The following is a 26995-nucleotide window of genomic DNA, read 5'->3' on the forward strand; positions in this document are numbered from 1 at the left end:
CCGTTCCCGCATGCCCCACCGTCCCGCTCTGCGCCCGCTCCTCGCCGCCGCTGCGGCCTCGCTGATGCTCGCCGGCTGCGGGTCGACCTTCCCGGGCGACGCGGTGGTGGTGGGTTCGTCGACCCTGTCGATGGACCGCTTCGACACGCTCGCCGACGCCGGATGCACCTATCTGGCGACGGTCGCGACCTCGCAGGGCGGTCAGGCTCCCGCGCAGGGCCAGGTCCGTCAGGTGATCGCGACCCAGCAGCTCCAGCTCGCCGGCGCGCGCAAGGTCGCCGACGACCGCGGCATCGAGGTGCCGCCGTCGCAGTACGCGCTGCAGCCGGCCGACCTCGAGCAGCTGGAGACGATGTTCGGTGGCGACCAGTTCGACGACATCGTCGAGATCCTCGAGCGCGACTTCGAGAGCCAGGCGCTGCGGACCGCGATCGGTGCAGACGACACCGGGACCGCTCCGACCCAGGAGAACGCCGAGCAGCTGATGGGGGCCGGCACCGAGGTCGTCTCCGAGGAGCTCGTACGCGTCGACGCCGCGGTCGATCCGCGCTTCGGGATCTCCAACGACGGGCAGCCCGACCCGGCGCTGCAGCTGTCGGTCTCGCGCGAGCAGCTCGACCAGATCGACCCCACGACGCTCCCGGCCAACCAGCAGTGCCGCGGCGTAGAGTCGAGCGAGTGAGGATCCTCGTCACCAGCCCGCGTGTCGCTCCCGGCCTGCTGACGGCAGCGGGGTGGGACGCGCTCCGTGAAGCCTCGCTCGTCCTCGCCCCTGAGGACGATCCGACTGTCGAGGCCGTGCGCGCAGCAGGCGTCGACGTGCGCGTCGAGCCGCTCGGCCGACTGGACGACGTGTCCGCCGACACCGTCTGGATCGCCCCGACCGGCGATGTGGAGTGGGCCCACGCCCTGGCCGACACGCTTCTGGCCCGCTCCGAGAGCGGCACCGAACCCGTCGGTGAGGTCGAGATCGTCTTCGGGTCGTACGACCTCCCGGGCGCGCGGCTGCTCGACCTCGTGGCGGTGATGGACCAGCTGCGCGTCGAGTGCCCCTGGACGCGCGAGCAGACGCACGCCTCGCTCCAGCAGTACCTGCTCGAGGAGTCGTACGAGGTGCTCGACGCGCTCGACCGCGGCGACACCGACGAGCTGCGCGAGGAGCTCGGCGACCTCCTCATGCAGGTCGTGTTCCACGCGGCGGTCGCCGCACGACCGGTCGACGGCGTGAGCGACGACGGCTGGGACATCGACGACGTCGCCGCCGGGATCGTCGAGAAGCTCGTCCGCCGCAACCCCCACGTCTTCGGCGACGGCGACGCGGCCACGGCCGACGAGGTCGATGCCGCGTGGCAGCGGCTCAAGGCGACCGAGAAGCAGCGGACCTCGGTGCTCGACGGTGTGCCCCCGACGCTGCCCGCGCTGGCGTACGCTGACAAGGTCGTGGGGCGGCTGCAGCGCGCAGGCGAGGTGGCGGCGCCAGCGGGTGACTCGCTCGGAGAGCGCCTGCTCGCCCTGGTGATCGAGGCGCGGGCGGCGGGTCAGGACCCGGAGGCTGCGCTGCGCCGTACGGTCAACGCCCTGGTGCCGTCGGTCGAGTAGGGCGAGCGCTGGCGGAGACCGTTTCGAGGCCACGGGCGGGTGCTCGGCGACGTGTCGAGTCGGTCGCTGAGTGTGTCGAAGTGGCGCCGAGTGGTCTCGTACGTCCGCGCCCTTGGGGGCTCGGACTCCTCGACCAGCGGAAGATCGGGGGCTCGGGTTGCCCGGCCGTCGGCGCGCCACGGCACGGACGAGGACGACCCCGACGGGTGTGCCTCTTAGGATGTGTACGAACCCCACCGTCCTGCACTAGGAGTCCGTAGTGGCAAGCATCGAAGCTGTCGGAGCCCGAGAGATCCTCGACTCGCGCGGCAACCCCACGGTCGAGGTCGAGGTGGCCCTCGACGACGGCACGATCGGTCGGGCCGACGTCCCGTCCGGCGCGTCGACCGGCAAGTTCGAGGCCGTCGAGCTGCGTGACGGCGGCGAGCGGTACGGCGGCAAAGGCGTCCAGAAGGCCGTCGATGCCGTCAACGAGGTGATCCACCCGGAGATCCTGGGCCTCGACGCCGACGAGCAGCGCTACATCGACGCGACGCTGCTGCGCCTGGACGGCACCCCCAACAAGGCGCAGTTCGGTGCCAACGCGATCCTCGGCGTCTCGCTCGCAGTCGCTCGTGCGGCCGCGCAGTCGGCGGGTCTCCCGCTGTTCCAGTACGTCGGCGGAGCCAACGCCCACGTGCTCCCGGTCCCGATGATGAACATCCTCAACGGCGGCGCCCACGCCGACACCGACGTGGACATCCAGGAGTTCATGATCGCGCCGATCGGCGCCTCGAGTTTCGCCGACGCGCTCCGCCAGGGCGTCGAGGTCTATCACGCGCTCAAGTCGGTCCTGAAGTCCGACGGACTCGCGACCGGCCTTGGCGACGAGGGCGGCTTCGCTCCCAACCTCAGCTCCAACCGCGCTGCTCTCGACCTCATCGCGAAGGCCGTCGAGACCACCGGCCTCAAGCTCGGCACCGACATCGCGCTCGCGCTCGACGTCGCCGCGTCGGAGTTCTACGGTGATGGCGCGTACCGCTTCGAGGGTGCGCCGAAGTCGGCCGCCGAGATGACCGCCTACTACGCCGACCTCGTCGCCTCGTACCCGATCGTCTCGATCGAGGACCCGCTCGACGAGGACGACTGGGACGGCTGGAAGGCCATCACGAGCGAGCTCGGCGACAAGGTCCAGCTCGTCGGCGACGACCTGTTCGTCACCAACTCCGAGCGCCTCCAGCGCGGCATCGACGAGCACGCGGGCAACGCGCTGCTCGTCAAGGTCAACCAGATCGGCACGCTCACCGAGACGCTCGAGGCCGTCGACCTCGCGCACCGCAACGGCTACCGCTGCATGATGAGCCACCGCTCAGGCGAGACCGAGGACACCACGATCGCCGACCTCGCCGTCGCGACCAACTGCGGCCAGATCAAGACCGGTGCCCCGGCGCGGTCCGAGCGGGTCGCGAAGTACAACCAACTGCTCCGCATCGAGGAGCTGCTCGACGACGCCGGCACCTACGCCGGACGCGCGGCGTTCCCCCGGCTGAAGGCCTGACGCGTGCCGTCCCCGTCGCGCCGCGACCCGAGGAGGAGCCCCGCCGGCCGGCCGGGTGCGCCTCGTCGTGGTCGTGGCGCGACACCGGCCGCCGAGGCCGTCACCACGTACGGACGCCCGCGCCTGACCCGCCGCATGGCGGTGCTGCTGCTGGTGCTGCTGGTGCTCGCCATCTCGTACGCGTCGAGCCTGAAGGCCTTCCTCCAGCAGCGCGACGCCCTCGCGACGGCGCGGGCGCAGATCGCCGAGTCCACGCAGGCGCTCGACGACCTCGAGAAGCAGAAGGCTCGCTTCGACGATCCCGAGTACGTCGAGCAGCAGGCGCGCTCGCGCTTCGGCTGGCTGATGCCGGGCGAGGTCGGGTTCACCGTGCTCGGCCCTGACGGCAAGCCCGTCGGCAAGGGCCCCGAGCTGCCCGACGCGTCCCCGACCAGCGCTGCGCAAACCGAGTGGTACTCCACGCTGTGGACGTCGGTGGAGCGCGCCGGCGGAGTGCCCGACCCCACGACCCCCGCGACGTCGCCCGACGTCGTCGTGACGCCGAAGAAGCAGGACGAAGGACAGTGACCGACCCGATTCCCCCGACCCAGGCCGACCTCGACGCGATCCGCGAGCAGCTCGGCCGTACACCGCGGGGCGTGGTCGAGATCGCGAGCCGCTGCCCGTCCGGGCACCCCAACGTCGTCAAGACCGAGCCCCGCCTGCCGGACGGTACGCCGTTCCCGACGCTGTACTACGTCACGTGCGCGCGGATCAACGGCATGCTCGGCACGCTCGAGGCGTCCGGGCTGATGCGCGAGATGAGTGAACGGCTCGCCGAGGATCCCGAGCTCGCGGCCGCATATCAGCGCGCGCACGAGTCGTACCTCGCCGAGCGGCGGCAGATCGCCGATGTGCCCGAGATCGACGGGGTGTCGGCCGGCGGCATGCCGACCCGCGTGAAGTGCCTGCACGTGCTCGCGGGCCACGCGCTGGCGAAGGGGCCGGGCGTCAACCCGCTCGGCGACGAGACGATCCGCGTGCTCGGCGACTGGTGGACAGGGACGACCTGCGACGGTCCTGGCGCCCCGCCTGCGCAGCTCCAGAGCGACACGCCGTGACGCGAGTCGCCGCGATCGACTGCGGCACGAACTCGATCCGGCTGCTCGTCACAGACCTCGACGCGGACACCGGCACGGCGGACGACCAGGTTCGGCAGATGGAGATCGTGCGGCTCGGCTACGGCGTCGACCGTACGGGCAGGCTCGACGTCCGCGCGTTGGAGCGGACGTTCGCTGCGTGTGAGGACTACGCACGGGTGATCGCCGAGCTCGGTGCGGAGCGGGTCCGGTTCGTCGCGACGTCCGCGACGCGCGACGCCGACAACGCCGACGTGTTTGCGGACGGCGTGCGCGAGCGCCTCGGAGTCGGCCCCGACGTCGTCACCGGCTCGGAGGAGGCCGCGCTGTCGTTCGCGGGGGCGGCGCGCGACCTGCCCGGTGTCGCGCAGCCCGTCCTCGTCGTCGACCTGGGTGGAGGCTCGACGGAGCTGATCCTGGGCGAGGACGGTGTCGCGGGGGCCGAGCAGTCGCTCGACATCGGCTCCGTACGGATGACCGAGCGCCACCTGCGCAGCGACCCGCCGACCGCGGCGGAGATCGTGGAGTGCGCAGCGGACGTCGACGCGGTCCTTGACGCGAGCACGGTGGACGTCGCGCAGGCCCGTACGGTCGTGGGTGTCGCGGGCACGATCACGACGGTGGCCGCGCACGTGCTCGGCCTCGAGGAGTACGACTCCACCCGCATCCACCACGCGCAGCTGCCCGTCGCGGACGTCCTCGCCTCGTGCGACGCGATCCTCGCTGCGTCGGTCGAGGAGCGCCGGTCGTGGTCGTTCATGCATCCTGGGCGCGCGGATGTGATCGGTGGGGGAGCGGTGATCCTGTCGCGCCTCCTCGCTCGTACGACACCCGACGCGCTCGTCGTCTCCGAGCACGACATCCTCGACGGCATCGCCTGGTCGCTGGTCTGAGCGCGGCTCAGGCGCCGATCGCAGTGGCGGACCGGGCGCCCCAGACCTTCTGGAGGATGCCATCGAGCACGTGCGCACGGTCGAACTGCAGCGCCCACGCGCGTGCGGCCTCCGCGCGCCGGACCCCGTCGCCGTGGCGCGGCGATTCGCCATGTCGTGGACCAGCCGGAACAAATAGTTCCCCTTCCCGCCCTCGTAGAAGGTCGAGTCCAGCAGCAGCCCGGTCGTGGGGTCGAACGTGTTGCGCCACCCCGCGCAGCAGGTAGTCCTCCCCGTACGTAGCGCAAACGCTCGTTCCGCGGGGTGTCCGCGGCGGCGTTTCGCCACGGTGACGGTTGCCTGACGGGCACCCACGCCCTCGTCCGCCGGCTCGCCGAGGTCACGGGCACGAGCCAGACCAGCGCCGTCGAAGATGCGGTACGACGGCGGCTGGCCGAGCTGGAGGCCGAAGGCGCGTCGGTGGTGCAGGCGGCCGACCACCAGCGCGTCGAGCGACTGCTCGTCGAGTTCCGACGCGACCTCACCGACGAGGACCGACGCACGATGAGCCTCGCTGACGACGCTGTGTACGACGAGCACGGGCTCCCGCGGTGATCGTCGATACGTCGGCGCTCGTCGCGATCCTGCTGGGCGAGCCGGAGGCCGAGGCCCTGACCGCAGCACTCCTTGCGGACCCCGAGCCGAGGATCTCGACCGCGACGCTCGTCGAGCTGTACGCGGTGGTCGACAGCCGGTCGGCCCCGCAGCAGCGCCGTCGTGTCGACCGGCTGCTCGAGGCCTTCGGGGTCGTCCCCGTCGCGTTCACCGCCGCGCATGCGGCGATCGCGCGCGACGCATACCGCGACTTCGGGTGCGGGAGCGGCCACCCCGCACAGCTCAACCTCGGTGACTGCTTCGCCTATGCACTCGCTTCGGCGGAGCGCGAGCCGCTGCTGTCCGTCGCCGCCTTCCTCCACACCGACATTCCGTCGGCGCTCGCACTCTGAGAGGCCCGCTCCGCCTGCGCCCTACGAGGTGTGGCGCTCCACGCCCACGTGCGTCCGCGACACGCTCGGCGCGTCGACCTCGTCGAGCAGAGCGCGCGCGAAGTCCTCGTACGTGATGCGGCTATCCGCGTCGGCCGGCGCCACCGCGTACCCGCCGGTCGACGTCCCGCCGTGGTCGAAGTCCCCGGAGGGCGACAGCGACACCCAGTCCAGCCCGTCGCCGGCCTCCGCGAACGCGTCGGTCGCGGCGGCGTGCGCAAGGAAGAAGTCGCGGTGCTCGTTCGGATAGCCGCCGGTGTCCATCAGCGGTGTGCCGTCCGCCGTCGGCAGCAGCGACGCGAGCCCCACCCACACCAGCCGCGTCACCCCGGCGTGCGCGAGCCCGGTGGTCAAGGCGTGCGCGGTGGCGACGAAGAACCCCCGCGGGTCCGTCGAGGACGTGTCGTACACCGCCGCGACCACCGCGTCGTGCCCCGCCGCAAGCGTGCCGAGCGTGTCCGCGTCTGTGACGTCGCCCGCGACGAGCGTGACGCCCGGCCCGGCGAGGTCCCCGTACCGTCCGGGATCTCGGACCACCGCCGTCACCTCGTGCCCGCGCCGTACGGCCTCTGCGGTCGCAGCGCGACCTGCCCGCCCTCCGGCCCCGACGACCATGATCTTGCCCATCCCCATACCTCCTGCGTGGTGTCACCGGCGCCCTGCCGGAGCCCGGACGCTAGCGAGAGGGCTGGTTTCCGTTCGGAAACCGTCGTGCCTCGTGACTAGGGTGGTCAGGTGCTCGCGCCTCTCGATCCCGACATGTTCGATCCCGCGTGCCCGTCCTCGCTGTCGCCGGTCCGGGTGGGCGACAAGTGGGGTGCGCTGATCGTGCGCTGCCTCGCCGAGGGGCCGCGCCGTTTCGGTGAGCTGAGGGTCCCGCTGCGGGGCATCACCGCCAAGGTGCTGACGTCGTCGCTGCGGACGCTGGAGCGCGAAGGCTACGTCCTCCGTACGGAGGTGGCCGGCCGTGAGCGCCGTGTCGACTACGCGCTCACCGACCTCGGACGCAGCCTCCTGACACCGCTCGACGCGGTGTGCTCGTGGGCCGACGAGCACTGGGACGAGATCCTCGACGCCGCCGACGCGGCGCTCACGCGCGACCGGGCGGTGTCGCTCTGACGTCCACCGACTTCACCTCACCGGTCACCCCGGGGACGGGGTGGCCCGACGATCGGGCGACGCCCACGACGCCGGTCGCGCACGACGCCGAGCAGGTACGCGAGCTGGCGGCGTCCGCGGCTCCGCTGCACGAGCTCGACGCCCGCGTCTCTGTCTGCCGGGCGTGCCCGCGGCTGGTCGAGTGGCGCGAGGAGGTCGCCGTCACGAAGCGGCGCGCGTTCGCCGACGAGCCATACTGGGGCCGCCCGATCCCCGGCTGGGGCGACCCTGACCCACGGGTGCTGATCGTCGGCCTCGCGCCGGCCGCGCACGGCGGCAACCGTACGGGGCGGATCTTCACCGGCGACCGCTCGGGCGACTGGCTCTTCGCGTCCCTCCACCGGGTCGGGCTCGCCGCGCAGGCGACCAGCGTCCACGCCGGCGACGGCCAGCGGCTGATCGGTGGCCGCATGGTCGCTGCCGTCCGCTGCGCACCGCCCGCGAACAAACCCACCACGGAGGAGCGCGACACGTGTGCACCCTGGCTGGAGGAGGAGCTGCGTCTCGTCCTCCCGTCGGTCCGCGCGATCGTCGCGCTCGGGTCGTACGGATGGGATGCGACGCTGCGGACCTTCGCTGCGCTCGGGGCGAAGGTGCCGAGGCCACGGCCGAAGTTCGGGCATGGTGTCGACGCCACACTCCCGAAACCTTCGGGCGGTACGGTCCACCTCCTGGGCTGTTTCCACCCCAGCCAGCAGAACACGTTCACAGGACGGCTCACCGAGCCCATGCTCGACACCGTCATGGCACGCGCAAAGGAGGTCAGCGATGCCTGAGGAGACCACCACCCAGACCCACGCGGGAGTGGCGGGCCGCTTGGTCGACCTGCTCGTCCAGGTCTACGGAGAGGCGCCGCCCGTCACGCTCACCGCCTGGGACGGGTCCCGGGTCGAGCCGGAGGTCGGAGACCGGGCGATCGAGGCCCACATCGAGTCCCGCCGTACGGTCAGACGCCTGGTGTGGTCTCCGGGGCAGACCGGCATCGCGCGCGCCTACATCGCCGGCGAGCTCACCGTCGAGGGCGACCTCGAGGCGGCGGTACGGCTGATGCGCGACTACGTGGAGCACGCGTCGGCCAAGCGTGCGCTCGAGGCCGCCGACCGGCGCGAGGTGCTGCGGCTGACCGTGCAGCTCGGGGCGGTCGGGCCTGCGCCGCGTGGGCCGAACGAGCCGGTCGACGCGGTCACGGGCTATCTGGACGTCCCTGCGCAGCTGCGCGACGAGCTGCCCCCGGAGTTGGCCGACGCGGTCCTCGGCGACACGCAGCGCGGCGGCGACGCCCGTACGGAGGTCGTCTACACCGACCCCGAGCCACTGAGCGCCACGATCGCTCGGTGGGAGGGCGACGGTCTCGTCGTCGACGCCGTACGCGAGGTGGTCGCCGAGGAGCGTGAGCGTCTCGCACGCATCGGCGGGCGTCTCGTCGCGCACTGGGACGCCGTGGTCGAGGCCGTCGGAGCGCAGCACGCGCGGATGTGGCGGCTCTCGCTGGTCCTCGTCCGGGACAACCTTGAGAGGCGGACGATCCGCGCGTACGAGATCGCCGGCACCTCCGCCCCCTGAGCCCCCGGGTCGGTTCTGCCCGCTCCCGGGTCGGTTTCTAGCGCCCCCGGGTCGGTTTCTAGCGCCCCCGGGTCACTGCACGCCCGCACACCCGGTACGGGACAATGGCGCCACGCTCCTGTAGCCCAACCGGCAGAGGCAGACGGCTTAAACCCGTCTCAGTGCGGGTTCGAATCCCGCCGGGAGCACGGCGCCGCGTCGTTCAGCGGGCGATCTCCTGCGCGAAGTAGTACGCCCGCTCGCCGGTCTCCTCGACGATTCCGGAGAATCCGTGGCGCTCGTAGAACCGCTGGGCGTCGAGGTCGGCCTCGTCGACGTTGATCTCGATCAGGTCGATGCCGTGGTCGCGCGCGTACGCGAGGAGCAGGTCGACCACGGCCGAGCCGATCCCGCGCCCTCGCAGATGGGGCACCACGTACAGCTCGTCGAGCACCGCCACGCTGCCGTCGACCCAGACGTTCGGCCGCAACGTCACCAGCGCGACCGCGTCGAGCGGGTCGCCGGACACGAGCGCGATCGTCTCCGGCGAGCCGAGCAGGCGGCGCAGGCGCGGCGCGAGCACGTCGACCCCGGGGGACGGCCAGCCGTACTCGGTGTTGAAGTCGTCAAGGAGGCCCGCGATCTGTGTGGCGTCGTCGGTGGTCGCGAGACGTGGGACGGAGAGGTCGGTCGCCATGCGTCACCGTACGACGCGCAGACGTCAGCGGGGGGCGAAGACACCGTCCGGGTCATGCGCCTGACGCACCGCGGTGAGCCTCTCCCGCGTCGCCTGCGGCCAGGTGCGCGCCGCCTGGCCGGGGTCGCGCGGGTCCGACATCCAGTTGGGTGTCAGGTGCTCTGAACGCCACGGGGCGAGCGTGTCCTCGAGCTGCGCGAACACGCCCGGCAGGACCTCGGGGAACAGCGTCGGGTCGGGAGCACCGAGCATCGACAGCGTGTAGTCGAAGTCGCGGTAGCCGACCGCCGTCGTGTCGTCCTTCTCGTCGCGCATCGCGCCGCCGAGGTGCCGCACCTCGAGTCCCATGATCGGCAGCTCCGCGCCGGGTCCGACGAGGGCGAGCACCGCGTCGGCGAGGTCGGCGTCGACGTGGGTCAAGGTCGTCCCGCGTACGAATCCGGGGCCGGGCTCCGTCGGGTCGTTGGTGATCCGCGCGACGTCGGCGAGCGCCAGCGGCCCGAGGTCGTCGAGGTAGACGGTGCCCAGCTCGCGCAGCGGCTTGGTGAGCTGCTCGCCCTCGTCGGCCGTTCCCGGGTACGCGACGTGCAGCGCGAGCAGGTGTCGACCGCGCATCGGGTCCGGGATGAAGTCCAGGTCGGGGAACCGGATGATCATGCCGCTCGTCGTGACGTCGGCCGGCGCCGTCTTCGTCCACTCCAACCAGCGCGTGTACGGATCCGTGCTCTCGGCCAGGTCGAAGAACAGGGTCCCAGCGTACAAACCCGGCATCGGGACCAGCGAGACAGTGATCTCGGTGACCACGCCGAGGCCGGTCTTGCCGCCGCGCAGCGCCCACAGAAGCTCGGCGTCACCCGCGTCGGAGGCGTCGACGACCTCGCCCGCGCCGGTGACGACGCGTGCGGACACGAGGCGGTCGGAGGCGAAGCCGTGGCTGCGCGCGAGCGGGCTGAGCCCGCCGCCGAGGAGGAACCCGACGACTCCGACGTTGGTCGAGGAGCCGGTGACCGGAGCGAGGCCGTGCTCGGCAGCGGCGGTCACGACCGGCGCCCACCGGGTGCCACCGCCGATCGTGGCCGTACGGGCCTGCGGGTCGACGGTCACGGAGCTCAGTGCGCCGAGGTCGAGCAAGATCCCCGTGTCGTACGAGGCGTGGGCGCCGTGGCCCGTCGTGTGCAGGTGTACGGGGACGCCGGCCGCCCGGGCGAACCGGACGGTCTCGACGACGTCGTTCTCGTTCGTGGCACGGACGACGACGTCGGGGCTGTGCTGGATCGTGAGGTTGAATGCCGTCGCGCCTGCGGTGTAGTCGTCCTCGCCCCGGGCGCGGAGCGACCCGTCCAGCTGATCCTGGAGTGCGGCGTAGTCGGTCATCGGTGACTCCTTCATCGTTCTCGATGGTCTCTCTGTGATGACGACGCAGCGCGCTGGAATGTGAGGTCGTCCGAGAAATGACGCGTGTCAGTGCTTCGAGGCAGGATCGAAGGCATGACTCTCGCCCAGCACGAGACGCTCGCGGATCTCGAGCCCGCCGGGGCCCGTGGCGTGCTTCTCGACGTGACCTACCGGATGCTCGGCTCCTTCGCGGAGGCCGAGGACGCCGTGCAGGAGACGTACGCCCGCTGGTACGCCCTCAGCCCTGCTGAGCGCGGCGCGATCGCACGCCCGACCGGCTGGCTCGTCCGTGTCGCGAGCCGCGTCTGCCTCGATGTGCTCGGGTCGGCCCGCGCGCGCCGCGAGAAGTACGTCGGCGAGTGGCTCCCGGAGCCGGTGCCGAGCCCGGCGCGCTGGTCGAGCCAGGCGTCCGGCTCGACCGACCCCGCCGAGCGTGTCACGTCGGACGAGACGGTCGGCATGGCGTTCCTCATCGTCCTCGAGACCATGACTCCGGCCGAGCGTGTGGCGTTCGTCCTCAAGGACGTCTTCGCGTTCCCGTTCGACGAGATCGCCGCCGCCCTCGGTCGCAGCCCGGCCGCCTGCCGACAGCTGGCGTCGTCCGCGCGCCGGCGGGTCCGCGACGCCGAGGGCGCGGAGGCGTCGCTAGCGGCCGCCGGGGCCGCCTCCGCCGAGGCCGAGGTGGTGGCGGCGTTCCGGCGCGCCTGGGAGACGGGCGACCTGGACGGACTCCTCGGCGTCCTCGATCCCGAGGCGACCGTGATCGCCGACGGCGGGGGCAAGGTCGCCGCGGCGCTCGAGCCGATCGACGGTGCGGCGGCGGTCGCTCGCTTCTTTGCCGACGTCCTCGTCAAGGCGCCGAGCCTGGTCTTCACCGAGGACGAGGTCAACGGTCGGCCCGGGGTGCTCGTCTGGGATGGCGACATGCTGGTGACGGTCATGGCCGTCGACGTCCGTGACGGCCGGGTCGTGCACGCGTGGGCGGTGCGCAACCCTGACAAGCTCCGCCTGTGGCGCTGAGCCCGCGCGTCAGCAGACGTGTCAGCGCCGCGCGCGGCCGGCGAGCGTGATCGCAAGGTTGCCGAGCGCCTTGATCGCCTCGTCCGCGTCCTCCTCGGGATAGCCGCGTGTGCACACCGCCATCACGATCGCGTCGGGGCCTGGCGCGCCCAGGTACGCCACGTCGTGCCGGATCGCGTCGACGGACCCGCCCTTGCTTCCCCATGGCAGGTCCGACGGCGCGTGGGCCGCGACGAGCGGATCGGTCTGGCGGGCCAGGAGGTCGGTCATGTACGTGGTCGCCCACGGTCCGGCGAGCTTCCCGGCGACGAGTGTGCCCATCAGCGTCGCCAGGTCCGCAGCGGTCACGACGTTGCTCTTCCCGTACGTCTCGGCGGCCGCCTGGTCGCCGAACTGCCGGAACATCCGGCTGTCGTGGGCGCCCGCGTCGGACAGGACCTGCGCGATGGCGTCGAGGCCGACGCACTCGACGATGATGTTCGTGGCCTCGTTCGAGGAGACGACGATCATCCGCTCGAGCGCGTCGCGGAGCGGCATCGGCGCGCCAGCCGGAGGCATGCCGTGGTCGACGTCGTCGGGGACCAGCCGGTAGTCGGGAGCCTCCGGAACCTGACTCTCGAAGGTGTCTCGGCTGACGAGCGTGTCGTCGAGCGTGAGCGTCCCGGCCTCGACCATCCGCAGCGCCGCGACGAGGGGAGCGACCTTGATCGTGCTGGCCGCGTAGAACGGGGTCGAGGCCCCCCGCGCCGCGAGCACCTCGCCCGCAGCGGTGGCCACCTGGTACGCGATGACGGGGACGCCGTCGCTGTACGTGCCGCGCGCCGACATCAGCCCTCCGTCCCGTCGGGCTCGTCGCCGTTCGCCGGCTCGGCCGCTGCCTCGTCCGCGTCCGCACGCGCGGCCGACTCGTGGACGACGCGGGCGAACGCGGCGATCAGTGCCCGCGACTGCTCTTCGTTGCGCGACGCGTCGGCCTCGGCTCCCGCGATGAGCGCCGCGCGGTCGTACCCGTCTGCCTGCAGCGCGGCCTCGTCCCACGACCGCAGCCGCTCGGCGCCGACCTCCGGGTGGAACTGCACGCCCCACGCCGACATGCCCACCCTGAACGCCTCGACCCTGCACTCGTCGCTGGTCGCGAGGAGGTCCGCGCCCGGCGGCAGCGCGGTGACGCTGTCCTCGTGGTTCTGGATCATGCGCAGCTCACCGTACGCCGCAAGCTCGGCGAACATGGCGTCGTCGGCGGCCGCCGGGAGCAGCGTCACGCCGCACGAGCCGCGCTCGGTCTCACCCGACTTCTCGGTCACCTCGCCGCCGGCGCAGATCGCGAGGAGCTGCGCGCCGAGGCAGATCCCGAGCAGCGGCACCTCGGCCTGGAGCGCCTGGACGACCAGCCGCCGCTCCTGGGCGAGCCACGGCGAGCGCTCGTCGTCGTCGGGCATGAACCCGCCACCGAGCAGGACGATCCCGTCGACACCGGTGAGCGTCGGCGCGAGATCCTCGCCGGCGATGCGGTTCGGCGAGACGCCCTCGGCTTCGAGCCAGTCGGGGAGACGCCCGCCTCCGCTCGTGGGGGAGTTCTGGACGACGAGGACCTCGGGACGTCGCGTGGTCACGGTGTCACCGGCGGGCAGTGTCGAGAGCGAAGTGGCAAGCGGCGAGATGATCGGGGGACTCCTGGGGTGCGAGCTTGGGGCTGTCGTGACGGCACACGGAGGGGATGTGTGCACCGTCGGCACGGACCTCGTCCGAGGCGGGGTCCGCGAGTGTGGGGGCGAGCCAGCAGCGGGTGTGGAAGTGGCAGCCGGACGGAGGGTCACTGGGCGAGGGCATGTCACCTTCGAGCACGATCTCGCGGCGGTCGCGCAGCGTCGGGTCAGGCACGGGCACGGCCGACATGAGCGCACGCGTGTACGGGTGGCCCGTGTGCTCGTACACCTCGGCGTCGCGCCCGGTCTCGACCATCCGCCCGAGATACATCACGGCGACCTCGTCGGCGATGTGGCGGACCACCGACAGGTCGTGCGCGATGAACAGGTACGACAGACCGAGGTCGTCCTGGAGCTCCTCCAGGAGGTTGATGACCTGCCCCTGGATCGACACGTCGAGCGCCGAGACCGGCTCGTCGCAGATGAGGATGCGCGGCCGTACGGCGAGCGCGCGGGCGATGCCGATGCGCTGTCGCTGGCCGCCGGAGAACTGGTGCGGATAGCGGTGCACGTGGTCGGGGTTGAGCCCGACCCGGTCGAGGAGCTCGCGGACCGCCTTGTCGCGACCGCCGTCCGGGGTCGCCTCCGGGTGGATCGCGAACGCCTCGCCGACGATCTCGCCGACCGACATCCGCGGGTTCAGCGACGTGTACGGGTCCTGGAACACCATCTGGATGGTGCCGCGCAGCCGCCGGCGGGCGGCACGCCCGAGGTCGGACACGTCGACGCCGTCGACGAGGATCTGGCCACGGGTCGGCTTCTCGACCCCGACGAGCAGCTTGGCGAGAGTCGACTTGCCCGAGCCGGACTCGCCGACCAGGCCGAGGGTCTTGCCCCGGTGCAGCGTCAACGACACGCCGTCGACGGCCTTCACCGTACCGACCTCGCGCTTGAGGACGATGCCACGGCGCACCGGGTACGACTTCGCGAGATCACGCACCTCGAGGACCACGTCCGTGTCCGTCATCGCTCACCTCCTTGCTGCATGACGCGCTCCGCGAAGTGGCACGCGCTCGTCCGGTCGTAGCGCAGCGCGTGCTGCGGGGGCGGCGGGTCGCTCCGGCAGACGTCCTCGGCGTACCCGCATCGCGGGTGGAACGCGCACCCGGCAGGAACCGCGGTCGGGTCCGGCGGGCGTCCCGGGATGACCTCCAGCCCCCCACCCTTCTGGTCGAGCCGGGGGATGGAGCGCAGCAGCGCCCGCGTGTACGGGTGCGCGGCGGAGGAGAACACGTCGAAGACGGAGGCCTGCTCGACCGCGCGGCCCGCGTACATCACGGTGACGTCGTCGGCGACGTTCGCGACCACGCCCATGTCGTGGGTGATGAGGACCAGGCCCATGTCGCGCTCAGCCTGGATCTCGCTCAGCAGCGTCATGATCTGGGCCTGCACGGTCACGTCGAGCGCCGTCGTGGGCTCGTCGGCGATCAGGACCTCGGGATCCATCGCGAGCGCGGAGGCGATCATCACCCGCTGGCGCATGCCGCCGGAGAACTGGTGCGGGTAGTCCTTGATCCGTTGCTTGGCATTCGGGACCTTGACCATGTCCAGCAGCTCGATTGCACGCTTGTCGGCATCGCGGCGCGACAGCTTCTGGCGTGCGCGCAGCGCCTCCGTCAGTTGCCACCCGACGGTGTGGACCGGGTTGAGCGCGGCGAGCGCGTCCTGGAAAACCATCGCGACGTGCGCCCCGCAGAAGGCCCGGTGCTGCTTGGGGCCGAGTGCCAGCAGGTTTTCGCCCTTGAAGCGGATGGAACCGCGGACGATCCGTGCGGGAGGTATCTGCAGCAGGCCCATCACCGCGAGCGAGCTCACGCTCTTGCCGCTGCCGGACTCGCCCACGATCGCGAGCGTCCTCCCGGCGCTGACGGAGTACGAGAGTCCGTCGACCGCGCGTACGACACCGTCCGGCGTCGCGAACTCGATGGCGAGGTCCTCGACCTCGAGGAGGGGAGTGGTCTGTTCGGTCACGACTGGGTCACCTCAGCTTCGGATCGAGGGCGTCGCGGAGGTTGTCGCCGATCACCACGAAGGCGAGCACCGTGGCCAGCAGGCATCCGAGCGGGAAGAGGAGCAGGTACTGCGAGCCACCCGTGAACCACTCCGAGCCCTCCGTGATCATGATCCCCCAGCTCACGGCGGGCGGGCGTACGCCGATGCCGAGGAACGCCAGCACGGCTTCTGTCCCGACCACCGCCGCGATGGCGGTCGGGACGAGCGCGGTCACCGTGCCGATCGCGTTGGGGAGGATATGGCGGAACATGATGCGCAGGTCGGAGGCGCCGAGCACCCGCGCGGCCGTGACGTAGTCGAGGTTCTTCGTCTCGAGGACGCTCGCCCGTACGTACCGGGTGTAGCCCATCCAGCCGAACATCGTGAGCACGATCGCCGGTTGGATGATGGTGGCGAGCAGCCCGTCGCCGAGATCGACCGTACGGAACAGCGACAGGAGCAGCAGCGCGGCGAGCAGCAGCGGGACGACGAGGAATACCTCGACCGTCCGCGAGATCACGGCGTCGACGATGCCGAGGTAGTAGCCCGACAGGGTGCCGAGCACGATGCCGATGAGCACCGAAACCCCCACGACGATGAAGGCGAGCAGCAGCGACGGGCGGGAGCCGTAGACGAGCTCCGCGAGCACGTCGCAGCCGTGCACGTTCGTGCCGAAGGGGTGGTCCCCGCCGAACCACTGCGGCGGGATGCGCGAATCGGCGATGTCGCAGCGCTGCGGGTCCTTGTCGGTGAACAGCCACGGAAAGACAGCCACGACCAGGAAGAACAGTGCGACCGCCGTGGCCGCGATGACCGTGGGGCGGCGGCGCAACGTACGGAAGGCGTCCGACCAGAAGGAGCGGTTGGGTGCGCCGCCCTCGGTCTCCTCCGCGATCAGCGCGGAGACGCTGGGGTCAGTCATAGCGGATCCTCGGGTCGAGTGCGGCATAGACGACGTCGACGACGATCATCACGACGACGGTCACCACCGCGAGGAGCGTGACGATGCCGATCACGACCGACACGTCACTGTCCTGGACGGCCTTCCAGAGCACGCCGCCCATCCCGTAGATGTTCATCATCCCCTCGGTGATCACCGCACCGGCGAGCGCCTCGGTGAAGATGATGCCGACCGCGGTGGCGACCGGGATCGAGGAGTTGCGGACCACGTGGTGGACCGCGACGTGCCGCTCGGACAACCCCTTGGAGCGGGCCGCGCGCACGTGGTCGGCGTTGTAGCTCTCCAGCTGCGCTGCGCGGACCAGCCGGATGAACGCCGCCGAGCCCGCGAGCCCGAGCAGGATGCCAGGGACGATCAGCGTCGCCCACGGGTGGTCGAGGGAGAACGACGGCTTGAACAGCAGCGCAGGGAGGCTGTCGCTGCCGAACGTCTCCTTGGCCCATTTGCTCAGCGGGACGGAGAAGACGTACTTGTAGATCAGCAGCAGCACGAAGATCGGCAGCGCGTCGATGAGGACGGATAGCCCGCGGATGCCCTGGTCCGACGGCTTGCCGCGGCGACGCGCCGCGATCGAGCCGAGGGTCATGCCGATCAGCGCCCACGTCACGGCCACCACCGCGAACAGGCGCAGGGTGTTGGGGGCGGCGGCGCTGACGATGTCGGTGACCTCGCGGCCGCGAAGGCTCTCGCCGAAGTCGCCGGACGCGTACGCCCCCAGGCGGTCGACGAACGGCCCGAGGCAGGGGTTGCCGAGCTGGTCGTAGCAGGAGTCGTCGAGGCCGTAGCGCTTCTCGACCGCGGCCAGCTGCGACGGGCTCGGCGGGCGGTCACCGAAGAACGCCTGCGCTGGGTTGCCGTTCAGCTGGATGGCGAGCGTCGTGAGCAGGTGCAGCAGCAGGATCACGAGGAACAGGGTGAGGACACCCTGCAGCACACGACGCGTGATGTATCGACCCAACCCGCGTTCATCTCCCTCCGTCTCGAGGCCGTACGACCGGTGCGGCCGTACGGCGACATGGTGCGGCCGGCGGCCGACGCCCCACGGGCGCCGGCCACCGGACCGACGTCAGCTCACCTTGAGCAGACGCAGCTTGATCTCCCCGCTGAACGGGTCGAGCACCACGTCGTCGAGACGGTCGCTGTAGAACATCACGTTCTGGGCGAACATGACCGGGACGCCGGCCAGGTCGGTCGCGATGACCTTCTCGGCCTCCTGGTACTTCGAGACAGCCGCCTCGAGGTCCGGCGCCGCGTCACCCTCCTTGATGAGCTTCTCGAACTCGGCGTTGTAGTAGCCGAAGTTCTCGTTGCCCTTCTTGGCGTCTCCGCTGGCGTAGACGGGCGCGAGGTAGTTCTCGTTGAGCGGGTAGTCCGGGAACCAGTTGCTGCGCATGATGCCGTCGAAGTCGCGAGCCGAGCGGCGGTCGAAGAAGTCCGGCGTCGGGTCCAGCACGTACGGGATGCCGAGGTTGAGCTGGATCGAGTCGCCGACGGCCTTGAAGATCGCCTCCTGCGTCTCGTCCTCGCCGAGGTGGATCGTGAGCTTCTTGCCCTTGGGCCAGCCGCCGGCCTTCGCCAGCGCCGCCTTGGCCGCGGCCGGGTCGAACGTGCAGAACTCGCAGGTCCCGGCGACGCCACCCGGGACACCGTCGGGGATGACCCAGCTGTCGGCGGCGACGTACTGGCCGGGGACGACCTTGTCGACGATGGTCTTGCGGTCGATCGCCAGCGAGATCGCCTTGCGGAACTCGACGTCGTCGAAGGGCTTGCCGAGATACATCGGGAAGCCGAGGTACGACAGTGCCGCGCCCGGGCCCTCGATCATCCGTGAGGAGAGGTCGGGGTCGCTCGTCGCACGCTCCCACTCCGCCGGCGGGACGTCGCCCGTGGCGTCGACGTCGCCGGCCTCGAAGTCGGCCCAGTCGGAGTCGCCGGAGTACTCGGTCCACTCGATGCGGTCGAAGTCGGGCGTCTCTTCACCCTTGTAGTCGCTCCACTTCGCGGCGGTGAGGCGCTGGCCCTGCTCCCACTCCTCGACCTCGAACGGACCGTTGCCGATCGGCTTGACGGCGCACGCATCGACGTCGTCGATGCACTCCTGCGCCACCGGGAAGAAGCCGGTGTAGCCGAGCATCGTGGAGAAGCCGGCGAACGGGCCGTTGAGGGTGATCTCGAGGGTCTGAGGATCGACGACCTTGACGCCGGTGAGCTCCTTGGCAGTCGGCTCCGTCGTGACGGTGACGTTGCCCTCGTCGTCCTCCTCGTACTCGCCCTGCATCTCGTCGTAGCCGGTGAAGCGCTCGAAGAAGTAGTTGTTGCCCATCGCGTTCGGCCCGTACGCGGCGTAGTTCCATGCGCGGGCGAACGCTGCGGCGTCGACGGGCTCGCCGTTCTGGAACTCGAAGCCGTCCTTGATCTTGATCGTCCACACCGTGTTGTCGGTGGTGCTGACGTCCTCCGCGACGTAGTTGTAGGGCTTCGTCGTCTTGGGGTCGTAGCGGACGAGCCCGTCGTAGACGACGTCGAGCACGCTGATGTTGTCGTTGACGTTGGAGTCCATCGGCAGGAGCGTGTCGACATCCTGCTCGATGCTCAGCCGGACGGTAGTCTCACCGTCGCCTTCGTCGTCCCCGCCTCCGCAGCCCGTCAGCACCAGAGCCGCGGCGGTCAGACCCGCGGCCAGTTGAGCAATCTTCACTATCTGTCTCCCAACGTGATCGCCCCCTGGTCGGCGCGCGGAGGCTGTGTTGATCGTGCCGTACAGGTGCCGCCGTACGGAACGCCTGTAACCGACCTGTAATCACCCTGTCCAACAAAGTTACGCTCCGGATACCGGAGGAGCCGGCGATGACTCGAACGGTGGGAACACGTACGGCGGGAAGAAAGTGAACGTAAAACCATCCGACTCGCCGAGGCTGGCGGTGGGGGCGGGGTGCTCCGGTAGGGTTTGGCCAAAGGACGGGCTCAGGTCGGAGCCCGCCCCCCGTACGGAGGATTGATGAAGAGCCACAACCCCGTCTTCTCCCGCAGTGACGAGTTCAACGGACGCGCCAGCCAGACTGGATACTCCGATCCGAGCACCTGGCAGGTCGGGGCGCCCGGCGACGCCGGTGACGGTGGCGGCCAGGGCCCGTACGACACGGCCGTCGTCGACCGGATGACCGTCGACTCGGTCGTCCAGAAGACCGCGCTGACGATCGGGCTCACCGCGGTCTCCGCCGCGCTGGTCTGGTTCTACCTCGGCGACGTCACCGTCGACCAGTCGGCGCTCAACACGGCGTTCGCGTTCGCGACCGGCGGCGCGATCATCGGCTTCGTGCTGGCCTTGGTGAACTCCTTCAAGAAGATCATCAGCCCGGCGCTGGTTCTCGCGTACGCGGTCGTCGAGGGCGTCTTCGTCGGTGCCCTCTCCAAGGTCGTCGCCTCATACGTCGGTGATTCCGGCATCGTCGCGCAGGCCGTGCTCGGCACGATCGCCGCGTTCGCCGGCACGTTGTTCGTCTACCGCTTCTTCAACATCCAGGTCACCGACAAGTTCCGCCGCGGCGTGACGGCGGCGCTGTTCGGCTTCATGGCCGTCGTGCTGCTCAACTTCGTGCTGAGCTTCTTCGGCGCCGACTTCGGTCTGCGTGACTTCTCGATGCTCGGCCTGATCGTCAGCTGCATCGCGGTCGTCCTGGGTGTGCTGTGCCTCATCCTCGACTTCGACTACGTCGAGACCGGTGTGCGCGAGGGGCTGCCCGAGCGCGAGTCCTGGCGCGCCGCCTTCGGACTCACCGTCACGCTGATCTGGCTCTACATCGAGATCTTGCGTATTCTCGCGATCCTGCGCGGCGACAACTAGATCCGGGCCGCCCCCTCGAGACGGGCGTCTCGACGTTCTCGGCCTCGCGGCTGGGTGGACGTCGGGGCGCCCGTCTCCGTTCCCGGGTCCCTCTCTGCGCTCCCCGGGTCACTCTCTGCGGAGGTATGCAGCGCCCCGTGGCGAGAGCCGGTAGCCGACCTCGAGGCTCTCGGTCAGGCCGAGCTCCTTGAGTCGCCGGACCCGCCGCTTGAAGTGCATCCGTTCCATGCCGAGACCGGCGGCAAGCTCGGTCGACACAACGGCCGGCTGCTCCTTGATGATCATGAGCGCGCGCCGGGTCCAGGGCGCGTCGGCGGAGGCGTCCATCCGCGCGAGTCGCCGGTCGAGGTCGGCACGGACCTCTGCTGACATCGCGTCGTCCTCACGGAGCGCCACACGCGGGTCCGCGCCGTCGTACCGGAGTCGTACGAGATAGACGTCGCCGTCCGTGCGACGTGCGAGAGCGCGCCGAAGCGCGTCGGCGTCGGCCAGACCCGCACATCGTGCCTCGGCGTCGCCGAGCGTCGTCGGGTCCACCCGTACGACCTCCTCGACTGCGAGGACGCCCACGGCCGTGCGCATCCGGGTGCCGGGCCGTACGCGGGGTCGAGCCCATCGCCGGTACGCCCGGTCGACGCGTCCGGCGACGATCCCGTCGAGCGTTGCACGGTTCAGGATCATGCGGTCACCGTACGGCGGAGTGACCCGGGAAGCGCAGAGAGCGACCCGGCGCCCGCAGAAAGTGACCCGCGGGCGTCAGCGGCGGACGCGGAGGGCGGCCCAGCGTCCGCGCGGGCCCCGGGCGGCTCCGGCGACCTCGGAGCGCGAGACCTCGGTGCCGCCCGTGTCAACCGCCTCTGCGGCCGCGAACGAGACCGGCAGGACGATGCCCTCCGGGAACGCGGCCGACTCCTCGTCGTCGTCCCAGGCGCCCACTGCGACCGCCACCGACGGCAGCATCGCGGCGACCATGCTCGCGTAGCCCGCGGCCGACGGGTGGAACTTGTCGTCGCCGAACAGCTCCGAGGGGGCGGTCCAGAAGTCGCGCTGGAGCAGGTTGCTCAGTGAGACCGCCCGCCCTCCGGCCTCGACGACGCTGATCACCTGCGCGGCGGCGAGGCGTCGGCTGATCGTTCGGGCGAGCATCCGCAGCGGCTGGGGGAGTGGGCGTACGGTACCGAGGTCGGGGCAGGTCCCGACGACGACCTCGCAGCCGTTCTCGCGCAGCGTGCGGACGGCCTCGCCGAGCGCGGCGACGGCTCCGGAGACGTTCTTCACGTGCGTGACGTCGTTGGCGCCGATGACGAGCGCGGCGACCTGCGGGTGGGATGGCAGCACGAGTGCGATCTGCGCGGCGAGGTCGGTCGACACCGCACCGACGATCGCGCGGCTGGAGACCTCGACGGGACGCCCTGCGATCTGCGAGAGCCCTTCGCCGAACAGTGCGGGCGGCGTGTCCTCGGCCCGCAGCATGCCGTACCCGACGCCGGTGGAGTCGCCGAGCATGACGAAGCGGATCGGCTCGCCCGGCAGCTCCGCGCCGTACACCCCGTCGGGCGTAGGCGGCCGGTCGTCGCTCACGCCGATCTTGTCGCGCGCGCGCCCCGCCTGCAGCTTGAGGAGCCCGACCGCTCCGCCGCCGAGCAGGCCGAGCCCGCCCCCGCCGAAGAGCGCCGCGGTCGCGAGCCTGCGTGCTGCACGTGCCCGAGTCATTGCCGCCCCACCACCATCCTTGGTCGCTCTCTAGACTGCGAGTGTGGACTACGCTAACGCGCTGCTTGATCTGGTCGGAGACACTCCGCTCGTACGCCTTCGCCGAGTGACGGACGGCGCCTCGCCGTTGGTGCTCGCCAAGGTCGAGTACCTCAATCCCGGGGGGAGCGTGAAGGACCGCATCGCCACCCGGATGGTCGAGGCCGCCGAGGAGTCCGGCGAGCTGAAGCCGGGTGGCACCATCGTCGAGCCGACCAGCGGCAACACTGGTGTCGGGCTCGCGATGGTCGCCCAGGAGAAGGGCTACCACTGCGTCTTCGTGTGCCCGGACAAGGTCAGTGAGGACAAGCGGAACGTCCTCAAGGCGTACGGGGCAGAGGTCGTCGTGTGCCCGACCGCGGTCCCGCCGGAGCACCCCGACTCCTACTACGAGGTCTCCGACCGTCTGGTGCGCGAGATCGACGGTGCCTGGAAGCCCAACCAGTACGCGAACGTGAACAACCCGCGTGCCCACTACGAGACGACGGGCCCGGAGATCTGGCAGCAGACCGACGGCCGCATCACGCACTTCGTGGCCGGCATCGGCACCGGCGGCACGATCTCGGGCACCGGTCGCTACCTCAAGGAGGTCAGCGAGGGACGGGTCCAGATCGTCGGCGCCGACCCGCACGGCTCGGTCTACTCCGGCGGCACGGGGCGGCCGTACCTGGTCGAGGGTGTCGGCGAGGACTTCTGGCCCGACACGTACGACCGTGACGTCTGCGACCGGATCATCGAGGTCAGCGACACGGACTCGTTCGCGATGACGCGGCGCCTCGCACGCGAGGAGGCGATGCTCGTCGGCGGCTCCGCCGGCATGGCCGCGGCCGCGGCAGTCCGCCTCGCGCAGGAGATCGACGACCCCGACGCCGTCATCGTCGTGCTGCTGCCCGACGGTGGACGCGGCTATCTCACGAAGGTCTTTGACGACGAGTGGCTCGCCCGCTACGGCTTCCTCACTCCGCCGCGCGGCGAGCAGACGGTCGGCGACCTGCTCCGCGGCAAGGAGGGGCGTCTCCCTGACCTCGTCCACACCCACCCCCACGAGTCCGTCGCCGAGGCGGTGAAGATCCTCCGCGAGTACGGCGTCTCGCAGATGCCGGTGCTGCGGGCCGAGCCGCCCGTGCGCGCTGCGGAGGTCGCGGGTGCGGTGAGCGAGCGCGACCTGCTCGACAAGCTCTTCCACGGCGAGGCGTCGCTCGCCGACACCGTCGAGGAGCACATGGCGCCCTCGCTGCCGAGCATCGGCGCCGGTGAGCCCGTGGAGGAGGCTGTCGCCGCGCTCGGGAACGCGGATGCCGTGGTCGTCCACGAGGACGGCGACCCGGTGGGCGTGCTGACGCGCCACGATCTCTTGGGGTACGTCGCCACGCTCTGAGCGAGCCCCGAGGCGCGCGCGGCTGCCCAGGACGACCGCCGCGTCGTCAGCTGACGGGCGTGGCGTAGACGACGGTGTTTGAGCGGTACGCCTGCCCGTCCCAGTCCTCGCACGTGATGAGGATGAGGCGAGGCCTGCCGCCCTGGCGGAAGATGCTCTTCGACTTCTGCGCGAGCGTCGCGCGGTCGTACGTGACGACCCGCTTCACGACGTAGTGGACGCGGCCACGCGTCGTCCGCAGGGTCGCGCGATCGCCGGGGTTCAGGGTGCCGAGCGTGTCGAAGGCGCCGCCACCTGCCTGGACCTTGTGCCCTGCGACGACGACCGTGCCCCGTGACGATCCGGGTCGGGCGCTGCGGTCCCACCATCCGACCGTCGTCGCGGGACTCGGGGGAGTGAGCACACCGTCGATCACCGGCATCGGCTCGACGGGGGCCTTGACGCCGAGCGCGGGGATGACGACGAGTCGTGGACGCGCGCGTCCCTTGGGGAGGGCGACGATGCCGCCCGCCGCTTCGGTCGGTGTCGTCACCTGCGGCGTGGGTGTCACGCTCGCCGAGCTCGGAGCCGTCGCAGGCGCCGGTGCGCCCATGATCGCCCACGCGACACAGGCCACACCGACGACACCCACGACGGCTCCGATGGCCGCACGCACGCGGGCGCGTGCCCGGCGACGGGCACGCGCCTCACGGCGGACGGTGACGAGATCAGGCTCGGTGGTCACCGCGCTTGCGCATCCACATCATGACTGCCGACGCGAGGAGGAGCGCTCCTCCCGTCAGACCGACGATCGTGGCGATCGATGTCGTGGACGTGTTGGTGGTGTTGCCGACCAGGCCGGCGTCGACCGCGGTCGGCGCGTTCTCGTCGCTGCCCGCGACGCCCTGGTCCTCGTCGTCGTCACCGCCACCGTCGGCCGGCGGTGCCGTCTCGGTCTCAGACGCGACGCTCTCGGTCGGGCTCGGCGGAGTGGTCTCCGTCGGCGGCTCGGTGGGAGGCGTGGTCTCCGTCGGCGGCTCCGTGGTCGGAGGCGTCGTCGGCTCGGTGGTGGGAGGCGTGGTCTCGGTCGGCGGGCTCGTGGGCGACGAGGTCGGCGGGGTGTAGGTCGCCGTCGCTGTGGGCTCGCACGGGTCCGGCTTGGGCTTGTGGCCGCCGCCGGTCTTGGTGCTGGTGCCGACGCAGGGCTCACCGTCCGTCGCGTAGGAGACGGAGTAGTGGCTGATGTCCTTGCCGGACGGGTGCTCGATGGTGATGGACGCCTTGGCCGGGTCGACCGCGATGTAGACGGGGCCGTTGCCCTGCTGCGTCGAACCAGCCTTCACGCAGTAACCGTCGATGAGCTTGCCGTCGGGGGCGGTGAAGGTGAGCGACTTCTTGCTGCCTTGGACGTCCTTCTTGCCGGAGTCGAGGCCGGAGCAGACCTTGTTGTGGTTGCCGGTGGCGTGGCTCGCGGGGGCGACGAGGAGGGCGGGCACCAGGGCCAGTCCGACTGCCGCAACGAGCTTCGTGACTGTGCGCACGTTGATATGACTTCTCTCTCGACGGCTGCCGGCAGGCGGGGTGGCAGCAGTCGTCCGGGGGTGGGGGCGCACCCGGAAACTGGAAGGATTCCAGGCGCGGTCGCCCAAACCCTAGTGCATCGCGGTCCTCCTCTACCAGGCCTCGATGCGCCTCGCCATCTCAGTGGTTCAGGGGCGCCTCAGCGGTGCGTGGCAGAGTGGTCATCATGGAGCTGCGCATCTTCACCGAGCCACAACAGGGTGCCACGTACGACGATCTTCTCGCCGTCGCGGTCGCTGCCGAGGAGCACGCTTTCGGAGCGTTCTTCCGGTCCGACCACTACCTCGCGATGAATGCCGAAGGACTGCCTGGTCCGACCGATGCCTGGACGACGCTCGCGGCGCTCGCCCGCGACACGTCCCGCATCCGGCTCGGGACGCTGATGACGTCGGCGACGTTCCGCCATCCGGGTGTGCTCGCGATCCAGGTCGCCCAGGTCGACCAGATGAGCGGCGGTCGCGTCGAGCTGGGCCTCGGCGCCGGCTGGTTCGCTGCCGAGCACGAGGCGTACGGGATCCCGTTCCCCGCGACGGGGGAGCGCTTCGACCGCCTCGAGGAGCAGCTCGAGGTCGTCACCGGCCTGTGGGAGGCGCCGGTCGGCGAGCTCTTCTCGTACGGGGGCAAGCACTACACCCTGGCCGACTCCCCGGCGCTGCCCAAGCCCGTGCAGTCACCCCGCCCGCCGGTCCTCATCGGTGGTCAGGGCGCACGGAGGACCCCGGCGCTCGCGGCGCGCTTCGCGCAGGAGTTCAACCTGCCGTTCACCCCTGTCTCCGAGCACCGTGCGAAGTACGACCGGGTGCGCGCCGCGTGCGAGGAGATCGGGCGCGACCCCGAGGAGCTCACGTACTCCAGCGCGCTCGTCGTCTGCTGCGGTCGCGACGACGCCGAGATCGCCCGCCGGGCGGCCGCGATCGGTCGCGAGGTCGACGAGCTCGCCGAGAACGGCCTCTGCGGGACGCCGGCCCAGGTGGCCGAGCGGATCGCCGAGTACGCCGCGCAGGGTTCGCAGCGGATCTACCTGCAGGTGCTGGACCTGGCCGACCTCGAGCACGTCGCGCTGCTGGGCGAGGAGGTCCTCCCGGTGGTGGCCGATGCCTGAGACGGTCCCCAATCTTCGCGACCTCGGCGGACTCCCGACCGAGGACGGTGCCACGACCACCCACGGGGTGCTGCTGCGCAGCGCGATGCCCAGCGCCGACGACCGCGGCCCGGACGGGGTGCGCTGGCCGCCGAGCCTGGTCCTCGACCTTCGCTCGAGCGCCGAGGCCGGACCTCGCCACCCGCTGGCGGGAGCGGGCGCGACGGTGCGCCGGATCTCGCTGCTCGAGGCGCTGCGCCCCGACGGCCCGCAGTCGGCCAACCCGGAGGTCGTCGCGCGGATGGCGACCGGTGGTCTGCAGGCGCTTTATCTCGGCATGCTCGAGATCGCGCGTGCCGAGCTGGTCGAGGTCGCCCGTGAGGTCGCCGCCCACGACGGCCCGACCCTCCTGCACTGCGCGGCGGGCAAGGACCGTACGGGTGTCGCGGTCGCGATGATCCTCCGTACGGCCGGGGTGTCGCGCGACGCGGTCGTCAAGGACTACCTGGCCACCGGGGCTTCGATGGACGCGGTGCTGCGCCGCCTCCACATGTCGGCGCCGATCGATCCGGCACGGCCCGCGCCCACCTCGTACCTCGCGATCCCGCAGGACGCGATCGACGCCGTCCTCGACGTCTGGGACAGCCATCCCGGAGGGACGGCGGGCTGGCTTTACGACGCTGGAGCAGAGGCCGTGGTCATCGACGGGCTGCGCGAGCGTCTCGTCGTCTGAGGGC

The 26995-nt window shown here is 71.0% G+C and carries 30 protein-coding genes and 1 tRNA gene; 17 read left to right on the forward strand and 14 right to left on the reverse strand.

Features of this window, described 5'->3' with window-relative positions:
• The first annotated feature begins 10 nt into the window (after window positions 1–10).
• The 8 genes from ACFSDF_RS09300 (at window position 11) to ACFSDF_RS09335 (ending at window position 6133) form a co-directional block, all read left to right on the forward strand.
• Window positions 11–682 (forward strand): hypothetical protein, encoded by a 672-nt coding sequence (locus ACFSDF_RS09300; protein WP_243842888.1) that lies wholly within the window; start codon window positions 11–13, stop codon window positions 680–682.
• Complete coding sequence (locus tag ACFSDF_RS09305) at window positions 679–1599, forward strand: nucleoside triphosphate pyrophosphohydrolase (RefSeq protein ID WP_243845019.1); 921 nt, start codon at window positions 679–681, stop codon at window positions 1597–1599. The genes ACFSDF_RS09300 and ACFSDF_RS09305 overlap by 4 nt, the downstream gene beginning before the upstream one ends.
• 259 nt (window positions 1600–1858) lie before the next feature.
• The gene (eno, locus tag ACFSDF_RS09310; protein WP_167001721.1) at window positions 1859–3136 is read left to right on the forward strand and encodes a phosphopyruvate hydratase; all 1278 of its coding nucleotides are present in this window, start codon (window positions 1859–1861) and stop codon (window positions 3134–3136) included.
• 3 nt (window positions 3137–3139) lie between these two features.
• Window positions 3140–3703 (forward strand): FtsB family cell division protein, encoded by a 564-nt coding sequence (locus ACFSDF_RS09315; protein ID WP_167001723.1) that lies wholly within the window; start codon window positions 3140–3142, stop codon window positions 3701–3703.
• A complete protein-coding gene (locus ACFSDF_RS09320; RefSeq protein WP_167248912.1) occupies window positions 3700–4236 on the forward strand; it encodes a DUF501 domain-containing protein in 537 nt (178 codons plus the stop codon). The genes ACFSDF_RS09315 and ACFSDF_RS09320 overlap by 4 nt, the downstream gene beginning before the upstream one ends.
• The gene (locus ACFSDF_RS09325) at window positions 4233–5147 is read left to right on the forward strand and encodes a Ppx/GppA phosphatase family protein (protein ID WP_377157222.1); all 915 of its coding nucleotides are present in this window, start codon (window positions 4233–4235) and stop codon (window positions 5145–5147) included. The genes ACFSDF_RS09320 and ACFSDF_RS09325 overlap by 4 nt, the downstream gene beginning before the upstream one ends.
• A gap of 303 nt (window positions 5148–5450) precedes the next feature.
• Window positions 5451–5741 (forward strand): type II toxin-antitoxin system VapB family antitoxin, encoded by a 291-nt coding sequence (locus tag ACFSDF_RS09330; protein WP_167001728.1) that lies wholly within the window; start codon window positions 5451–5453, stop codon window positions 5739–5741.
• Complete coding sequence (locus ACFSDF_RS09335) at window positions 5738–6133, forward strand: type II toxin-antitoxin system VapC family toxin (protein ID WP_377157224.1); 396 nt, start codon at window positions 5738–5740, stop codon at window positions 6131–6133. The genes ACFSDF_RS09330 and ACFSDF_RS09335 overlap by 4 nt, the downstream gene beginning before the upstream one ends.
• Before the next feature lie 21 nt (window positions 6134–6154).
• Here ACFSDF_RS09335 and ACFSDF_RS09340 read toward each other — a convergent pair whose 3' ends face one another.
• Window positions 6155–6805 (reverse strand): NAD(P)-dependent oxidoreductase, encoded by a 651-nt coding sequence (locus ACFSDF_RS09340; RefSeq protein ID WP_377157226.1) that lies wholly within the window; start codon window positions 6803–6805, stop codon window positions 6155–6157.
• Between the two features lie 102 nt (window positions 6806–6907).
• Between ACFSDF_RS09340 and ACFSDF_RS09345 the strand changes: the two genes are divergently transcribed.
• From ACFSDF_RS09345 to ACFSDF_RS09360, 4 genes are all read left to right on the forward strand, one after another.
• Complete coding sequence (locus tag ACFSDF_RS09345) at window positions 6908–7291, forward strand: winged helix-turn-helix transcriptional regulator (protein ID WP_243842890.1); 384 nt, start codon at window positions 6908–6910, stop codon at window positions 7289–7291.
• Complete coding sequence (locus ACFSDF_RS09350) at window positions 7288–8106, forward strand: uracil-DNA glycosylase (protein WP_167249804.1); 819 nt, start codon at window positions 7288–7290, stop codon at window positions 8104–8106. Before ACFSDF_RS09345 ends, ACFSDF_RS09350 begins: the two co-directional genes overlap by 4 nt.
• The gene (locus tag ACFSDF_RS09355) at window positions 8099–8893 is read left to right on the forward strand and encodes a hypothetical protein (RefSeq protein WP_167248908.1); all 795 of its coding nucleotides are present in this window, start codon (window positions 8099–8101) and stop codon (window positions 8891–8893) included. Before ACFSDF_RS09350 ends, ACFSDF_RS09355 begins: the two co-directional genes overlap by 8 nt.
• Window positions 8894–9007: 114 nt before the next feature.
• Window positions 9008–9081, forward strand: a tRNA-Leu gene (locus tag ACFSDF_RS09360).
• Window positions 9082–9095: 14 nt separating this feature from the next.
• Here ACFSDF_RS09360 and ACFSDF_RS09365 read toward each other — a convergent pair.
• Both ACFSDF_RS09365 and ACFSDF_RS09370 read right to left on the reverse strand, forming a co-directional pair.
• On the reverse strand, window positions 9096–9569 hold the full coding sequence (locus ACFSDF_RS09365; RefSeq protein WP_377157229.1) for a GNAT family N-acetyltransferase: 474 nt from the start codon (window positions 9567–9569) through the stop codon (window positions 9096–9098).
• Between the two features lie 24 nt (window positions 9570–9593).
• Complete coding sequence (locus ACFSDF_RS09370; RefSeq protein ID WP_377157232.1) at window positions 9594–10943, reverse strand: FAD-binding oxidoreductase; 1350 nt, start codon at window positions 10941–10943, stop codon at window positions 9594–9596.
• A gap of 114 nt (window positions 10944–11057) precedes the next feature.
• On the opposite strand from ACFSDF_RS09370, the gene sigJ reads away from it, so the two are divergent.
• Window positions 11058–11984: an RNA polymerase sigma factor SigJ gene (sigJ, locus tag ACFSDF_RS09375; protein ID WP_167001739.1), complete on the forward strand. Its 927-nt coding sequence runs from the start codon at window positions 11058–11060 to the stop codon at window positions 11982–11984.
• 21 nt (window positions 11985–12005) lie between these two features.
• On the opposite strand, the gene ACFSDF_RS09380 is transcribed toward sigJ, so the two are convergent.
• The 7 genes from ACFSDF_RS09380 to ACFSDF_RS09410 form a co-directional block, all read right to left on the reverse strand.
• Window positions 12006–12812 (reverse strand): serine hydrolase, encoded by an 807-nt coding sequence (locus ACFSDF_RS09380; protein WP_167001741.1) that lies wholly within the window; start codon window positions 12810–12812, stop codon window positions 12006–12008.
• A complete protein-coding gene (locus ACFSDF_RS09385; protein ID WP_377157235.1) occupies window positions 12812–13597 on the reverse strand; it encodes a type 1 glutamine amidotransferase in 786 nt (261 codons plus the stop codon). Before ACFSDF_RS09385 ends, ACFSDF_RS09380 begins: the two co-directional genes overlap by 1 nt.
• Window positions 13598–13601: 4 nt before the next feature.
• The gene (locus ACFSDF_RS09390) at window positions 13602–14657 is read right to left on the reverse strand and encodes an ABC transporter ATP-binding protein (protein ID WP_167001744.1); all 1056 of its coding nucleotides are present in this window, start codon (window positions 14655–14657) and stop codon (window positions 13602–13604) included.
• Window positions 14654–15661, reverse strand: a complete 1008-nt coding sequence (locus ACFSDF_RS09395; RefSeq protein ID WP_167001746.1) for an ABC transporter ATP-binding protein — start codon at window positions 15659–15661, stop codon at window positions 14654–14656. The genes ACFSDF_RS09390 and ACFSDF_RS09395 overlap by 4 nt, the downstream gene beginning before the upstream one ends.
• A 7-nt stretch (window positions 15662–15668) precedes the next feature.
• Window positions 15669–16604 (reverse strand): ABC transporter permease, encoded by a 936-nt coding sequence (locus ACFSDF_RS09400; RefSeq protein WP_167001748.1) that lies wholly within the window; start codon window positions 16602–16604, stop codon window positions 15669–15671.
• Window positions 16597–17601, reverse strand: coding sequence for an ABC transporter permease (locus ACFSDF_RS09405; RefSeq protein WP_167001750.1), 1005 nt, complete (start codon window positions 17599–17601; stop codon window positions 16597–16599). The genes ACFSDF_RS09400 and ACFSDF_RS09405 overlap by 8 nt, the downstream gene beginning before the upstream one ends.
• Window positions 17602–17709: 108 nt before the next feature.
• On the reverse strand, window positions 17710–19341 hold the full coding sequence (locus ACFSDF_RS09410) for a peptide ABC transporter substrate-binding protein (RefSeq protein WP_167001752.1): 1632 nt from the start codon (window positions 19339–19341) through the stop codon (window positions 17710–17712).
• 300 nt (window positions 19342–19641) lie between these two features.
• On the opposite strand from ACFSDF_RS09410, the gene ACFSDF_RS09415 reads away from it, so the two are divergent.
• A complete protein-coding gene (locus tag ACFSDF_RS09415; protein ID WP_167001754.1) occupies window positions 19642–20487 on the forward strand; it encodes a Bax inhibitor-1/YccA family protein in 846 nt (281 codons plus the stop codon).
• Window positions 20488–20595: 108 nt separating this feature from the next.
• On the opposite strand, the gene ACFSDF_RS09420 is transcribed toward ACFSDF_RS09415, so the two are convergent.
• A complete protein-coding gene (locus ACFSDF_RS09420; protein WP_377157239.1) occupies window positions 20596–21168 on the reverse strand; it encodes an ASCH domain-containing protein in 573 nt (190 codons plus the stop codon).
• 75 nt (window positions 21169–21243) lie between these two features.
• The gene (locus tag ACFSDF_RS09425) at window positions 21244–22200 is read right to left on the reverse strand and encodes an SGNH/GDSL hydrolase family protein (RefSeq protein ID WP_167001758.1); all 957 of its coding nucleotides are present in this window, start codon (window positions 22198–22200) and stop codon (window positions 21244–21246) included.
• A gap of 43 nt (window positions 22201–22243) precedes the next feature.
• Between ACFSDF_RS09425 and ACFSDF_RS09430 the strand changes: the two genes are divergently transcribed.
• Window positions 22244–23617: a cystathionine beta-synthase gene (locus ACFSDF_RS09430; RefSeq protein ID WP_167001760.1), complete on the forward strand. Its 1374-nt coding sequence runs from the start codon at window positions 22244–22246 to the stop codon at window positions 23615–23617.
• Between the two features lie 46 nt (window positions 23618–23663).
• On the opposite strand, the gene ACFSDF_RS09435 is transcribed toward ACFSDF_RS09430, so the two are convergent.
• Both ACFSDF_RS09435 and ACFSDF_RS09440 read right to left on the reverse strand, forming a co-directional pair.
• Window positions 23664–24341 (reverse strand): class F sortase, encoded by a 678-nt coding sequence (locus ACFSDF_RS09435; protein ID WP_377157242.1) that lies wholly within the window; start codon window positions 24339–24341, stop codon window positions 23664–23666.
• Window positions 24325–25137, reverse strand: coding sequence for a hypothetical protein (locus ACFSDF_RS09440; RefSeq protein WP_167248896.1), 813 nt, complete (start codon window positions 25135–25137; stop codon window positions 24325–24327). Before ACFSDF_RS09440 ends, ACFSDF_RS09435 begins: the two co-directional genes overlap by 17 nt.
• Window positions 25138–25343: 206 nt before the next feature.
• On the opposite strand from ACFSDF_RS09440, the gene ACFSDF_RS09445 reads away from it, so the two are divergent.
• Together ACFSDF_RS09445 and ACFSDF_RS09450 are read left to right on the forward strand one after the other, a co-directional pair.
• On the forward strand, window positions 25344–26279 hold the full coding sequence (locus tag ACFSDF_RS09445) for an LLM class F420-dependent oxidoreductase (RefSeq protein WP_377157245.1): 936 nt from the start codon (window positions 25344–25346) through the stop codon (window positions 26277–26279).
• The gene (locus ACFSDF_RS09450; RefSeq protein WP_377157247.1) at window positions 26272–26991 is read left to right on the forward strand and encodes a tyrosine-protein phosphatase; all 720 of its coding nucleotides are present in this window, start codon (window positions 26272–26274) and stop codon (window positions 26989–26991) included. The genes ACFSDF_RS09445 and ACFSDF_RS09450 overlap by 8 nt, the downstream gene beginning before the upstream one ends.
• The last annotated feature ends 4 nt before the right edge of the window (window positions 26992–26995 follow it).

This window comes from Mumia zhuanghuii (assembly GCF_042681565.1).
In the GTDB taxonomy this organism is placed as follows: Bacteria; Actinomycetota; Actinomycetes; order Propionibacteriales; family Nocardioidaceae; genus Mumia.

What these genes read in the sequence shown, in the direction of transcription:
- ACFSDF_RS09415 (WP_167001754.1), top strand. Translation starts at nt 19,642, where the DNA reads ATGAAGAGCCACAACCCCGTCTTCTCCCGCAGTGACGAGTTCAACGGA.
- ACFSDF_RS09390 (WP_167001744.1), bottom strand. Translation starts at nt 14,657, where the DNA reads ATGACGGACACGGACGTGGTCCTCGAGGTGCGTGATCTCGCGAAGTCG.
- ACFSDF_RS09380 (WP_167001741.1), bottom strand. Translation starts at nt 12,812, where the DNA reads ATGTCGGCGCGCGGCACGTACAGCGACGGCGTCCCCGTCATCGCGTAC.
- ACFSDF_RS09355 (WP_167248908.1), top strand. Translation starts at nt 8,099, where the DNA reads ATGCCTGAGGAGACCACCACCCAGACCCACGCGGGAGTGGCGGGCCGC.
- ACFSDF_RS09365 (WP_377157229.1), bottom strand. Translation starts at nt 9,569, where the DNA reads ATGGCGACCGACCTCTCCGTCCCACGTCTCGCGACCACCGACGACGCC.
- ACFSDF_RS09445 (WP_377157245.1), top strand. Translation starts at nt 25,344, where the DNA reads ATGGAGCTGCGCATCTTCACCGAGCCACAACAGGGTGCCACGTACGAC.
- ACFSDF_RS09400 (WP_167001748.1), bottom strand. Translation starts at nt 16,604, where the DNA reads ATGACTGACCCCAGCGTCTCCGCGCTGATCGCGGAGGAGACCGAGGGC.
- ACFSDF_RS09340 (WP_377157226.1), bottom strand. Translation starts at nt 6,805, where the DNA reads ATGGGGATGGGCAAGATCATGGTCGTCGGGGCCGGAGGGCGGGCAGGT.
- ACFSDF_RS09300 (WP_243842888.1), top strand. Translation starts at nt 11, where the DNA reads ATGCCCCACCGTCCCGCTCTGCGCCCGCTCCTCGCCGCCGCTGCGGCC.
- ACFSDF_RS09450 (WP_377157247.1), top strand. Translation starts at nt 26,272, where the DNA reads ATGCCTGAGACGGTCCCCAATCTTCGCGACCTCGGCGGACTCCCGACC.
- ACFSDF_RS09420 (WP_377157239.1), bottom strand. Translation starts at nt 21,168, where the DNA reads ATGATCCTGAACCGTGCAACGCTCGACGGGATCGTCGCCGGACGCGTC.
- ACFSDF_RS09425 (WP_167001758.1), bottom strand. Translation starts at nt 22,200, where the DNA reads ATGACTCGGGCACGTGCAGCACGCAGGCTCGCGACCGCGGCGCTCTTC.
- sigJ (WP_167001739.1), top strand. Translation starts at nt 11,058, where the DNA reads ATGACTCTCGCCCAGCACGAGACGCTCGCGGATCTCGAGCCCGCCGGG.
- ACFSDF_RS09370 (WP_377157232.1), bottom strand. Translation starts at nt 10,943, where the DNA reads ATGACCGACTACGCCGCACTCCAGGATCAGCTGGACGGGTCGCTCCGC.